Source organism: Blautia caccae, from assembly GCF_040095955.1.
Classification (GTDB): domain Bacteria; phylum Bacillota; class Clostridia; order Lachnospirales; family Lachnospiraceae; genus Blautia; species Blautia celeris.
The window spans coordinates 17,441-31,058 of the sequence record NZ_JBBMFP010000012.1 but is presented as its reverse complement, the minus strand read 5'-3'; the positions used below and the strand labels follow the sequence as shown (position 1 = coordinate 31,058).

Genomic DNA, 13,618 nt, shown 5'->3' with positions numbered 1-13,618 from the left:
AAGAACAATGAAGAAAAGCAGAGGTATTCTCGTACTTGTGCTGACGGTTCTGATTACCGGTTTCCTGGTATTCACCTCCGCAGTCGGACTGGGTCCCACCGGAACAGGTGCCGCAAAACACATTAAGACCGGCCTTGATCTGGCAGGCGGTGTCAGCATTACATACGAGGCGTCAAAGAAGAACCCCACAGACGATGAGATGGCGGACACTATCTACAAATTACAAAAACGAGTGGAGCAGTACAGCTCCGAGGCCCAGGTTTACAAAGAGGGTACAAACAGGATCAACGTAGAAATCCCGGGTGTTACGGATGCCAACCAGATTCTGGAAGAGCTGGGAAAACCGGGATCCCTGTATTTTATTGCACACAAGGGTTCTGACGGTTCTGAGAACTACACCTTTAACGGCACAGAGTATGTTCTGAACAAGACTATTGAGGAACTGCAGGAGGATGGTTCCATTGTCCTGACAGGTACAGAGGTTAAGACAGCAAAGGCTGCTATCATCGAAAACGATTTAAAGAACAAAGAAAATGTGGTGGACCTGACTCTGACAGAGGAGGGAACCACAAAATTTGCGGAGGCGACAAAAGCTGCTTTTGAGGACAGCCATGACAGCATTGGTATCTACTATGACGGCAAATTCGTCAGTGTACCGAATGTAAACGCAGAGATCAAGGACGGCAATGCCCAGATTTCCGGTATGAAGGATTCTGCTGAGGCTGAGAACCTGGCTTCCACCATCCGTATCGGTGGTCTGAAGCTGGAGCTGAGCGAGCTGCGTTCCAACGTAGTTGCCGCACAGTTAGGTGAGGAAGCCATTGCCAGCAGTGTGAAGGCAGCAGGGATCGGACTTGCACTTGTTATCCTGTTCATGATCTTCGTATACAGGATTCCCGGTCTTGTTTCCGGCATTGCTCTGGTCATCTACACATGCCTGGATCTCATATGCCTGAACGCGTTTGACCTGACACTGACTCTGCCGGGTATTGCAGGTATTATCCTGTCCATCGGTATGGCGGTGGATGCAAACGTCATCATATACGCCCGTATCCAGGAGGAGATCGCCCTTGGAAGAAACGTGCGGACTGCCATCCAGAACGGATTTCAGAAAGCGTTCTCTGCAATCTTTGACGGCAATATCACTACGCTGATTGCGGCGTTTGTGCTGAACTGGCTTGGCTCCGGTACAGTAAAAGGTTTTGCACAGACACTGGCACTTGGTATTGTTCTGTCCATGTTCACCGCGCTGGTAGTTTCCCGCTTCATTGCCTATGCCATGTTCGCTGTGGGAATCCGCGACGAAAAGTTCTACGGCAGAAAGAAAGAGAGACAGCCGGTCCGCTTTTTACAGAAGAGAAAAATCTTCTTTGCGGTCTCCATCATTCTGGTTCTCTGCGCGCCCATTGCCATGGGTGTGTTCAAAGCCAGCACAGGGGATGCGCTGAAATACAGCCTGGAGTTCAAAGGCGGTACATCCACTAATGTGACATTTAATGAAAATATGGACATCAAAGAGATTGACGCAAAGGTAGTTCCCATTGTGGAAGAGGTTACCGGTGACAACAATGTGCAGGCCACAAAGGTGGTGGGCACCAACCAGGTTATCATCAAGACCATCACACTGGATGTTAAGACAAGAGAAGCTCTTAATAAGGCCCTGGTGGACGAGTTTGATGTGGAAGAAGATCTGATCGCAACCGAGAGCATTTCCTCCACTGTCAGCAATGAGATGCGTGCTGACGCGGTGAAGGCAGTGGTGATCGCCACGATCCTGATGCTGCTGTACATCTGGCTGCGTTTCAAGGATATCCGGTTCGCCAGCAGTGCAGTCGTAGCTCTGCTTCACGATGTGCTGGTAGTTCTGGCCTTCTATGCAGTGGCCAGGGTATCTGTGGGCAATACCTTTATCGCATGTATGCTGACCATTGTAGGTTACTCCATCAATGCCACGATCGTTATCTTTGACCGTATCCGTGAGAACATGGCAGTGTCCAGAAAGAAAGCCGATCTGGAAGAGCTGGTCAACAACAGTATCACACAGACTCTGACAAGAAGTATCTATACTTCACTGACAACCTTTATCATGGTGTTCCTGCTGTTCGTGCTGGGCGTTTCCTCTGTAAGAGAGTTTGCTCTGCCGCTGATGGTTGGTATTGTGTGCGGCGGATATTCCTCCGTATGCATCACAGGCGCTCTGTGGTATGTCATGAAGACAAAAATCAAAAAGAAAATGGCTTAAAATGGGGAAGGGGTGCTGCTGCAGCAGCACTCCTTTCTTTTAAAATAGAAGAAGACGGAGAGTACAGCAGATGGAAAAATGGGTGATTTCCGCCAAGAAAGCGGATTTTTATGAAATAAGCAGGAAGTTCGGCGTGGACCCGGTCATAGCAAGACTGATACGGAACAGGGAACAGATAACAGATGAGGAGATCGACAGATATCTGCATGGAAAGCTTACGGGCCTTCACTCCTGGAAGCTGTTAAAGGGAATGGACACAGCTCTTGACATTCTGATACATAAGATCAGGGAAGGAAAAAAGATCAGGATCATCGGGGATTACGATATTGACGGCATCTGTTCCACCTATATTCTGCTCATTGGCCTTCGCCGCGCAGGGGCCTGTGTGGATGTGGATATTCCGGACAGGATGAAAGACGGATACGGCATCAGCAAAGAACTGATCGACCTGGCTTTGGCGGCTAATACAGACACCATTGTGACCTGCGACAACGGCATCAGCGCCCTGGAGCAGATCGCTTACGCCAAAAGCCTCGGCATGACCGTGGTGGTGACAGACCATCATGAGATTCCCTATGAGGAACAGGAGGACGGCAGTGTGCGGACCTTTGTCCCGGACGCGGATGCCATTGTAAATCCAAAACAGCAGGACTGCCCTTATCCTTACAAGGGGATCTGCGGGGCCATGGTAGCCTACAAGGTCATCTGCGGCCTTTATGAGCGGATGGAAATTCCAGCTTCAGAGACGGAGGAACTCATTGAATTTGCAGCCATCGCCACCGTGGGGGATGTGATGGACCTGCAGGATGAGAACAGGATCATGGTAAAAGAAGGGCTGAAAAGAATCATGCACACGCAGAATCTGGGATTAAAAGCTCTGATTCATGTCAATAATCTGGATGACAGGCCTCTTACCGCTTACCATATCGGCTTTGTTATCGGTCCCTGTATGAATGCCAGCGGGCGCCTGAGCACAGCCAAAAGAGCGCTGAACCTGCTTCTGTGCCGTGACCGGGAGGAAGCGGCAGCTCTGGCGGCGGATTTGAAAGCACTCAACGACAGCAGAAAGGATATGACAGCAAAAGGTGTGGAGGAAGCGGCAGAGATGGTGGAGAACACATCTCTTCATGAGGACAGGGTACTTGTCATCTACCTTCCCAAGTGTCATGAGAGTCTGGCAGGCATTATCGCCGGCCGTATCCGGGAGCGGTACAGCAAACCGGTATTTGTCCTTACAAAAGCGGAGGAGGGGGTCAAGGGCTCCGGCCGCTCCATAGAGACCTACCACATGTTCAGGGAACTTACAAAATGCAGGGAGCTGCTGTCAAAGTTTGGCGGACATCCCATGGCAGCGGGGCTTTCCCTTCCTGAGGAAAATGTGGAGCCTTTCCGGCAGATGCTTAATGAAAATTGTACTCTTACAGAGGAGGACATGGCACAGAAGGTGCTGATCGACGTGCCCATGCCCATTTCTTATGTGAACATGCCTCTGATACGCCAGCTTTCCCTGCTGGAGCCGTTCGGCAAGGGAAACACCAAGCCTCTGTTTGCACAGAAAAACGTCCGCATTGAGAACTGCCGCGTCTTCGGAAAGAACAGGAATGTGGTGAAGATGAAGCTCTTTGACGAGAACGGATGTGAGGCACAGGGCGTGTGGTTCGGTGAAGGGGATGCCTTTGTGGAGCGGATAAAAGAGAAGCCCAGATGGTCTGTTGCATACTATCCATCCATAAATGCCTATAATGGCAGGGAAAGTATTGAAATTATCGTTCAAAATTACATTTGATTATGTTAAAAAAAGATGATATACTAAAGACTACACCCAAAATCTGAGTATAGTTGACATATAGTGAGATAATTTGATGAAACTAAAGGCAGGAGAGAGTTATGAAGAAGATTGAGGAATATGTGCGCAGTATCCCGGATTTTCCTGAGCCGGGAATCATTTTCAGAGATGTGACCAGCATATTGCAGGATGCAGATGGATTTGCACTGGCGGTGGATTCCATGCAGGCCCTTTTGGACGGCGTGGAGGTGGATGTGATTGCCGGCGCGGAGTCCAGGGGCTTTATATTCGGGGCACCTATTGCCTACAATTTACATAAGCCCTTTGTACTGATACGAAAGAAGGGGAAACTGCCCTGCGAGACCATTGAGAGCAGTTATGAGCTGGAATACGGAAGTGCGACCATAGAGATGCATAAGGATTCCATCACACCGGGACAGAACGTGGTGCTGGTGGATGATCTGATCGCCACAGGCGGTACCATTGAAGCGACAGCCAGAATGGTGGAGGAGCTTGGAGGGAAAGTGGTGAAGATCATAACCCTCATGGAACTGGCCGGACTCAATGGCAGAGAGCGTTTAAAAGATTACGATGTGGCTTCCGTTATATGTTATGAAGGTAAATAGAAATCAGGTGATGGCAGATGGAGAAAAGTAAAGAGGCAACACTTCTGGATGATGAATTAGCGAGAATTAAAAAGGCAGATGCAAGTGTGAAGACAATGGAAGATTTTACAAGCCCTTCTGTTTTGTATGAAGAGCTTATTTCCAGTGTGCAGAAGTACCATCCCTCCACCGATATATCTATGATTGAGAAGGCTTACCGGATTGCAAGAGATGCCCATGAAGGGCAGGTGCGCAAGTCCGGCGAGCCTTATATCATTCATCCCCTCTGTGTGGGGATCATCCTGGCGGATCTGGAGCTTGATAAGGAGACGATCGTGGCCGGCCTGCTCCATGATGTGGTGGAAGATACGGTCATGACCACGGAGGAGATCACCCAGGAGTTCGGCGCAGAGGTGGCCCTTTTGGTGGACGGCGTCACCAAGCTGGGCCAGTTGAACTACTCCGCCGACAAGGTGGAGGTCCAGGCAGAGAACTTAAGAAAAATGTTCCTTGCCATGGCGAAAGATATCCGAGTCATCCTGATAAAGCTGGCCGACAGGCTGCACAATATGAGGACACTGAAATACATGCCGCCCCACAAGCAGAAGGAGAAGGCAAGGGAGACCATGGACATCTATGCTCCCATAGCCCAGAGACTCGGTATTTCCAAGGTGAAGATCGAGCTGGACGATTTGTCCTTAAAATATCTGGAGCCGGAAGTCTACTACGACCTGGTGGAAAAGATCAACCTGCGCAGAAGTGAGCGGGAAGCCTTTGTAAGCGAAATCGTGAACGGCGTCCGGGACCAGATCGAGAATGCAGGCATTCACGCCCAGATCGACGGGCGTGTAAAGCATTTTTTCAGTATATATAAGAAGATGGTCAACCAGGATAAGACCCTGGACCAGATCTATGATTTATTTGCGGTCCGCATCATTGTGGATACAGTGAAGGACTGCTACGCATCTCTGGGAATCATCCATGAGATGTACAAGCCCATTCCGGGCCGGTTTAAGGACTACATTGCTATGCCAAAGCCCAATATGTACCAGTCACTGCACACCACATTGATCGGACCAAACGGACAGCCTTTTGAGATCCAGATCCGTACCTTTGAGATGCACCGCACCGCGGAATACGGTATTGCGGCCCACTGGAAATACAAGGAGGCATCAAACAGCAGCAAGGCAAATGTGACCCAGCAGGAAGAGGAGAAGATGAGCTGGCTGCGCCAGATCCTGGAGTGGCAGCGGGATATGTCCGACAACAAGGAATTTTTAAGCCTCTTAAAAAGCGATCTGGACCTGTTTTCCGAGAGTGTGTACTGCTTTACTCCGGCAGGAGATGTGAAGACACTGCCGAACGGCTCCACTCCCATTGACTTTGCCTATAATGTACATAGTGCGGTGGGCAACAAGATGGTGGGTGCCAGAGTGAACGGAAAGCTGGTTCCCATTGACTATGTGATCAAGAACGGAGACCGGATCGAGATCATCACCTCTCAGAACTCCAAAGGACCAAGCCGCGACTGGCTCAAGGTGGTGAAGAGCACCCAGGCCAAGAACAAGATCAACCAGTGGTTCAAACAGGAGTTAAAAGAGGACAACATTTTAAAGGGCAAGGATATGCTCACCCAATATGCCAAGCTAAAAGGCATCGGACTGGGAAATCTGACAAAGCCCAAATACCTGGAATCCGTTATGAAAAAATACGGTTTCCGTGACTGGGATTCCGTACTGGCGGCTGTAGGACACGGCGGTCTGAAGGAAGGCCAGGTCATCAACAAGCTCCTGGAGATTTACACGAAGGACCACAAGAGCGAACTGACAGACGAGAAGGTGCTGGAAGCCGCGGAGGAGAGTAAAGATAAACTGCACATCCGCAAAAGCAAGAGCGGCATTGTGGTGAAGGGGATCCATGATGTCTCCGTCCGGTTTTCCAGATGCTGCAACCCTATTCCCGGCGACGAGATCGTAGGCTATGTGACAAGGGGACGCGGCGTTACCATCCACCGCACAGACTGTATCAATATCATCAATATGTCCCTGGAGGACAGGGAGCGCCTGATCGATGCTGAATGGCAGGCAGAGAGCGTAGGCGACGGGGAGCAGTACACGGCGGAGATCAATGTGTATGCCAATAACCGCACCGGTCTTCTGGTTGACATTTCCAAGATCTTTACAGAGAGGAAAATTGATATCACGTCCATGAATACCAGAACCAGCAAGCAGGGACGTGCCACCATTAACATTGCCTTTGACATTAAGAGCAAGGAAGAACTGGGCAGCCTGGTGGAAAAAATCAGACAGGTAGAGAGCGTCCTGGATATCGGGCGTACTACCGGCTAAGGAGTCGAGATATGAAGAATCTGAACCTGAGAGGAATTGTGGTTGGTCCGGTCATGACCAACTGCTATTTCCTGAAAAATACACAGAGCGGGGAGACCCTTGTGGTTGACCCCGCAGCTGAGGCGGAGCGTATCTGCCGTACGATTGACCGGATCGGGGGAAAACCGGCAGGGATACTCCTGACCCACGGACACTATGACCATATTATGGCAGTAAGTGAGCTGCAGAAAAAGTGGCAGGTGCCTGTCTATGCGGCGAGAGCGGAGGAAGAAATGCTCACAGACCCCCGGTTAAATCTGTCCGCATCCTGGGAGGGCACCAATTGCACTGTGAAGGCGGACTGCTTTCTGGAGGATGGGGATGTTTTTGAACTTGCGGGTTTTCAGATAAAAATGTACCTGACTCCCGGACACACGGAGGGGTCCTGCTGTTATTATATCGAAGACGAAGGTGTGCTCATGAGCGGGGACACCATTTTCTGTGAAAACTGCGGCAGATGTGATCTGCCCGGCGGCAATTTTGCGAAGATGCAGGAGAGTTTGAATAAGATCATCAACCATTTACCTGAGGATGTGAAGATTTACCCCGGACACGGGGAGGAGACCAGCATCCATCATGAGCGATCATATAATCCCTATCTATAAAATACGAAAGAAAGAGGCAACCGTTCAGGAAAGAGGAACCTATATGATTGGCATTTCATTTAATAAAAGAGATTTTGAATATGATGCCTATACCCTGGTCAAGGCCTTCTATCCCCAGGAGGAAGTGGAGAACTTCTATACAGAAGAGGGGCAGGAGGACAAAGCCTGGGACCTGCTGGTGAGAATCACCTACGGGGAGGAGGAGACGCACCTCTCCCTGGAGAGGGATGGAGAAATTATATTCGGAGAAGCGGCCCGCTTTGAAAAAGGGCAGGACAGAAAAGAGAGAAAGAACATACTGAAACAGATTTTATACAGAGGTCTTGTACAGGAGACGGGAATCACCCTTCCCTGGGGCAACCTGACGGGTATCCGTCCCACCAAGATCGCCATGGGGCTGATCGAGTCGGGGATGAGCAATGCGGAGACTGCGGACTATATGCGCCGCACGTATTTCACCAGTAATGCCAAGACCGCGCTGGCAGTTACCATAGCCAACCGGGAACGGGACCTGTTAAAAGATATTGACTACCGGAACGGGTACAGCCTCTATGTGGGAATTCCCTTCTGTCCGAGTATCTGCCTGTACTGTTCTTTCAGCTCATCTCCTTTAGCGAGATGGAGAGATAAAGTGGATGAATATCTGGATGCGCTCTGCAGGGAACTGACTTACATTGGAGAGACGATGAAGGTGCGCACCCTTGACACCATATATATCGGCGGCGGGACTCCCACCACCTTGGAACCGGAACAACTGGAGCGGCTGCTTGGCCATATTGAGGCATGTTTTCCGGTGGAACAGGTGAAGGAATATACCGTGGAGGCAGGAAGGCCGGACAGTATCACCAGAGAGAAGCTTATGGCGATCAAAAGGCATCCGGTCACAAGGATTTCCGTGAATCCCCAGACCATGAACCAGAAGACACTGGATCTCATAGGACGGAAGCACACGGTGGAGGACACGCGGCACGCCTTCGCTCTGGCGAGGGAATGCGGATTTGATAATATCAATATGGATTTGATCGTAGGCCTGCCCGGAGAATGTGCAGAGGATGTAAGGCACACACTGGAGGAGGTAAAGGCCCTGGACCCGGACAGCCTGACCGTACATTCACTGGCAGTCAAGAGGGCCACCAGGCTTCATCTGTTCAGGGAGCAGTACGAAGAGATGACCTTTGAAAACAACCAGGAGATCATGGATATGTGTATGGATTATGCCCGGGAGAGCGGCATGGGTCCCTACTATCTGTACAGACAGAAGAATATGTCAGGTAACCTGGAGAATGTGGGATATGCAAAACCGGGAAAAGCCGGCATCTACAATATCCTGATCATGGAAGAGAAGCAGTCCATTCTGGCGGCAGGGGCGGGAGCCTCCACCAAGTTTGTGTTCCAAAACGGGGAGCGCATAGAACGGGCTGAGAATGTAAAAGACGTGACAAATTATATCACCAGAATTGATGAAATGATGGACAGAAAACGGATTGGGCTGGAAACGTATCTGAATATAAAGAGCGGGGATGGCGGAAATGGCAAATACACAGAAGCATCTGATTAGTTTCAATCTGGAAAAAGAAATCGAGCATGGCATTCAGGTGAGTAACCTGGCTTTCCGTGTGGGAAAGCAGATGGGCCTTTCCGAGGAAACCTGTCATGAACTGGCAGTGGCCGGAGTGCTTCACGATATCGGGAAGCTGCGGCTTTACAACTACATTGCCGGGGAGGAGAATCCCATGGTAGTGGAGGAGATGAAATATGTCAGGCGCCATCCGGAGCTGGGATATGAGAGTCTGAAGGACAGGGGCTATTCCCGGTTTGTTCTGGACAGCATTTACTATCATCATGAGAATTATGACGGAAGCGGATACCCGGAAAATCTGGCGGGGGAAAAGATACCCATGGGAGCCAGAATCCTGAGAATCTGTGACGTATACGCAGCGCTCACCTCAAAACGGACGTACCGTGACGCCTTTTCCAGCGAGACGGCCATGAAGATGGTGATTGATGAAGTTAAGAATTTTGACATGCAGGTCTTTCTTGCATTTCAGAGAGCAATACATGAAAATGAATGAGAAGAGGAGAGAACATTATGCAGTTAAAGAAAAAACCAGTTACAGGAATGAAAGATATTCTGCCGAGAGAAATGGAAATCCGTGATTATGTGATCGGACTGATCAAGGAAACCTACAAAGAGTTTGGATTCACATCCATGGAAACACCATGTGTGGAGCACATTGAAAACCTGACCAGCAAACAGGGCGGCGACAATGAGAAACTGATCTTCCGTATTCTGAAAAGAGGAGAGAAACTGAGAATCGACGAGGCAAAAGAGGAGAATGACCTGGTTGACAGCGGTCTGCGCTATGACCTGACAGTTCCGCTCAGCCGTTTTTATTCCAACAACGCCAATGAGCTTCCGTCCCCCTTCAAAGCTCTGCAGATGGGAAATGTATTCCGTGCGGACAGGCCCCAGAGAGGACGTTTCCGTCAGTTTATGCAGTGTGATATTGACATTTTGGGTGATCCCACCAATCTGGCTGAGATCGATGTTATCCTGGCAACTTCCACACTGGTGGGCAGGCTGGAATTCGAGAGCTTTGCCATCCGTATCAATGACCGCCGTTTCTTAAAAGCCATGGCTGCCTACAGCGGATTCCCGGAGGAGTCTTATGACCAGGTGTTCATCATTCTGGATAAAATGGATAAGATTGGCAAGGAAGGCGTTGCAGCAGAGCTGGAAGAGGCCGGATTCCCAAAAGAGGGTATTGAAAAATACATCGCTCTGTTCGACGCCATCGGAGAGGGCATTGACGGTGTAAACTACTGCAAAGAAAAACTGGAAGGCTTCCTGGACCCGGATGTGGCTGACAATATGTCCACGATCATTGAGAGTGTGACAGAGGCAAAGACTGCCAACTTCAGGATCGTCTTTGACCCCACACTGGTGCGCGGTATGTCTTACTATACAGGACCCATCTTTGAGATCTGCATCGACGGTTTCGCAGGCAGCGTGGGCGGCGGCGGACGCTACGATGAGATGATCGGCAAATTTACGGGAACCCCCACACCGGCAACCGGATTTTCCATTGGATTTGAGCGTATTGTAATGCTGCTCATGGAGAGAGGATTCCAGGTACCGGGCAGCATGGATAAGAAAGCATACCTGCTGGATAAGAAGCTGAGTTCCGAAAAACTGGTGGAGATAGTGAAAAAGGCCGGGGAAGAGAGAAAATCCGGCAAAAATGTGAATATTGTATACATGAAGAAGAACAAAAAATTCCAGAAAGAACAACTTATGGCAGAGGGATATGAAACCATCGAAGAGGTATACAACGACTGACAGGTTTTGGGTACCGGGCTTACATTGTAATAACATAAATGAGGAATTAAGGAGAGCTGACACAATGGCAGAATCAATGAACGGGTTAAAAAGAACCCATAGATGTACGGAAGTGACAAAAGCAGAGATCGGAAACACAGTAACCCTTATGGGCTGGGTGCAGAAGAGCCGCAACAAAGGCGGAATCGTCTTCGTGGATTTGCGTGACCGTTCCGGTATCATGCAGATCATCTTTGAAAACGGCGATATTGATGAGGAAGGCTTTGAAAAAGCAGGAAGACTGAGAAGCGAATTTGTGATCGCTGTGACAGGACGCGTGGAGGCGCGATCCGGCGCTGTGAATGAAAATCTGAAGACAGGCGAGATAGAAGTGCGGGCAGGTGCCCTGCGTATCCTGTCCGAGTCTGAGACACCTCCGTTCCCCATTGAGGAGAACAGCAAGACAAGAGAGGAAGTGCGCTTAAAATACCGTTATCTTGATCTTAGAAGACCGGACCTGCAGAGAAACCTGATCATGCGGTCCCGGGTAGCTGTGCTGGTACGCCAGTTCCTGGCAAATGAAGGTTTTCTGGAGATTGAGACGCCAATCCTGAATAAGAGCACTCCGGAGGGGGCAAGGGATTACCTGGTTCCCAGCCGTGTGCATCCGGGCAGCTTTTATGCACTGCCTCAGTCTCCCCAGATTTTTAAACAGCTTCTGATGTGCTCCGGGTATGACAGGTATTTCCAGATTGCCAAGTGCTTCCGCGATGAGGACCTTCGCGCTGACCGCCAGCCGGAATTTACACAGATTGATATGGAGCTCTCCTTTGTGGATGTGGATGATGTCATTGATGTCAATGAGCGTATGCTGGCATTCCTCTTTAAAGAGGTTCTGGGCGTGGAAGTGCAGCTTCCCATTCAGAGAATGACCTGGACAGAGGCTATGAACCGCTTTGGCTCCGACAAACCGGACCTGCGTTTCGGCATGGAGCTTACGGATGTGTCTGAGGTGGTAAAAGGCTGTGAATTTGCTGTGTTCAAGAATGCCCTTGAGGCAGGCGGCAGTGTCCGCGGCATCAATGCCAAGGGACAGGGCAGCATGCCGAGAAAGAAGATCGACAAGCTGGTGGAATTTGCCAAAGGATACGGCGCCAAAGGTCTGGCTTATATTGCCATCCAGGAGGACGGCAGTGTAAAATCCTCCTTCGCCAAATTCATGAAAGAGGAGGAGATGAAGGCCCTCATAGAAGCCATGCAGGGTGAGGCAGGCGACCTGCTTCTCTTTGCCGCTGACAAGACGAAGCTTGTATGGGATGTATTGGGTGCCCTGCGTCTTGAACTGGCGCGTCAGATGGAGTTGTTTGATAAAGAGGAATACCGTTTTGTGTGGATCACAGAGTTCCCTCTTCTGGAGTGGTCAGAGGAAGAGAACCGTTTTACAGCCATGCATCATCCGTTCACCATGCCTTTTGAGGAGGATATTCCGCTTCTGGATACGGATCCGGGTGCAGTGCGTGCAAAAGCCTATGATATTGTACTCAACGGCAATGAGATTGGCGGAGGCAGCGTGCGTATCCATCAGAACGATGTGCAGGAAAAAATGTTTGAAGCGCTGGGATTTGAAAAAGAGCAGGCTTATAAACAGTTCGGTTTCCTTTTAGATGCCTTCAAATACGGAGTTCCGCCGCACGCAGGACTGGCTTACGGCCTTGACCGTATGGTCATGCTCATGGCTAAGGAGGAATCCATCCGTGAAGTTATCGCATTCCCGAAGGTGAAGGATGCCTCCTGCCTGATGTCCGAGGCACCGAACACGGTAGATGAAAAACAGCTTGATGAACTGGGGATCGCGCTGAAAGTTCAGGAGGATGAGCAGTAATGGAGCCAGGTGCTGTCTCCTTTCTGATCGTATGTCCGCTGGTGTTTTTAGCCAGTTTTGTAGATGCCATAGCAGGCGGGGGAGGATTGATCTCCCTGCCTGCTTATCTTTTTGCAGGAGTTCCCATTCATAATGCCATTGCCACCAATAAGCTGTCCTCAGCCTCCGGTACGGTCATCTCCACGGCCCGCTACTGTAAAAACGGATATGCGGATATACCGCTGGCGGTACCGTCTGTTCTGGCAGCGCTTTTGGGCTCCTTTACGGGAGCAAATCTGGCGCTGACTGCCAGTGACAGGGTGCTGAAGCTCATGCTGATCGTGGTGCTCCCTGTAGTGGCATTTTATGTGCTGAAAAATAAAAGCATGGAGCCAAAACAGAAGAGGCAGCTTGCAAAAGGACAGAAATATGCCATTGTTATCACTGCCTCTTTGGTCATAGGGACATATGACGGCTTCTACGGGCCGGGGACAGGTACTTTTCTGCTGCTTGTCTACACGGGTCTTGCGGGCATGGGTATCCGCACAGCCTCAGGCAATACGAAGCTTGTCAATCTGGCTTCCAATCTGGCAGCCCTTGCTGCCTTTTTCTCCAGCGGCAAGATCGTGATCTCTCTGGGACTTGCGGCAGCCGTGTTCAGCATCGCAGGGCACTACATCGGTTCCGGTATGGTGATAAAAAACGGGACGAAGATTGTTCGCCCCATTGTGGTCACGGTTCTTATTTTGCTGCTTATAAAAATTATATCTGGATTTTTTGTATAAAAAATGCCCGGCTTTGGATTTGCTAAAG

Annotated in this window: 10 protein-coding genes; all 10 read left to right on the top strand. The window is 50.0% G+C overall.

Going from position 1 to position 13,618, the window contains the following annotated elements:
- The first annotated feature begins 7 nt into the window (after positions 1 to 7).
- The 10 genes from WMO65_RS14230 to WMO65_RS14185 all read left to right on the top strand — a co-directional run bounded on the left by WMO65_RS14230 (position 8) and on the right by WMO65_RS14185 (position 13,590).
- Positions 8 to 2,242 (top strand): protein translocase subunit SecDF, encoded by a 2,235-nt coding sequence (locus tag WMO65_RS14230; protein WP_033139722.1) that lies wholly within the window; start codon positions 8 to 10, stop codon positions 2,240 to 2,242.
- A 70-nt stretch (positions 2,243 to 2,312) separates the two neighbouring features.
- Complete coding sequence (recJ, locus tag WMO65_RS14225; RefSeq protein WP_033139721.1) at positions 2,313 to 4,028, top strand: single-stranded-DNA-specific exonuclease RecJ; 1,716 nt, start codon at positions 2,313 to 2,315, stop codon at positions 4,026 to 4,028.
- A 101-nt stretch (positions 4,029 to 4,129) separates the two neighbouring features.
- Positions 4,130 to 4,654: an adenine phosphoribosyltransferase gene (locus WMO65_RS14220; protein ID WP_033139720.1), complete on the top strand. Its 525-nt coding sequence runs from the start codon at positions 4,130 to 4,132 to the stop codon at positions 4,652 to 4,654.
- A 17-nt stretch (positions 4,655 to 4,671) separates the two neighbouring features.
- Entirely contained in the window at positions 4,672 to 6,981 is a 2,310-nt protein-coding gene (locus WMO65_RS14215) for a RelA/SpoT family protein (RefSeq protein ID WP_148393448.1), read from the top strand.
- Between the two features lie 11 nt (positions 6,982 to 6,992).
- Positions 6,993 to 7,625, top strand: coding sequence for an MBL fold metallo-hydrolase (locus WMO65_RS14210; RefSeq protein WP_148393447.1), 633 nt, complete (start codon positions 6,993 to 6,995; stop codon positions 7,623 to 7,625).
- 43 nt (positions 7,626 to 7,668) lie between these two features.
- On the top strand, positions 7,669 to 9,183 hold the full coding sequence (gene hemZ / locus WMO65_RS14205; protein WP_148393489.1) for a coproporphyrinogen dehydrogenase HemZ: 1,515 nt from the start codon (positions 7,669 to 7,671) through the stop codon (positions 9,181 to 9,183).
- Positions 9,155 to 9,697: an HD-GYP domain-containing protein gene (locus WMO65_RS14200; RefSeq protein WP_033139717.1), complete on the top strand. Its 543-nt coding sequence runs from the start codon at positions 9,155 to 9,157 to the stop codon at positions 9,695 to 9,697. The genes hemZ and WMO65_RS14200 overlap by 29 nt, the downstream gene beginning before the upstream one ends.
- Before the next feature lie 17 nt (positions 9,698 to 9,714).
- Positions 9,715 to 10,965 (top strand): histidine--tRNA ligase, encoded by a 1,251-nt coding sequence (gene hisS, locus WMO65_RS14195; RefSeq protein WP_033139716.1) that lies wholly within the window; start codon positions 9,715 to 9,717, stop codon positions 10,963 to 10,965.
- Between the two features lie 64 nt (positions 10,966 to 11,029).
- Positions 11,030 to 12,826 (top strand): aspartate--tRNA ligase, encoded by a 1,797-nt coding sequence (aspS, locus tag WMO65_RS14190; protein WP_148393446.1) that lies wholly within the window; start codon positions 11,030 to 11,032, stop codon positions 12,824 to 12,826.
- Entirely contained in the window at positions 12,826 to 13,590 is a 765-nt protein-coding gene (locus tag WMO65_RS14185; RefSeq protein WP_148393445.1) for a sulfite exporter TauE/SafE family protein, read from the top strand. The genes aspS and WMO65_RS14185 overlap by 1 nt, the downstream gene beginning before the upstream one ends.
- The last annotated feature ends 28 nt before the right edge of the window (positions 13,591 to 13,618 follow it).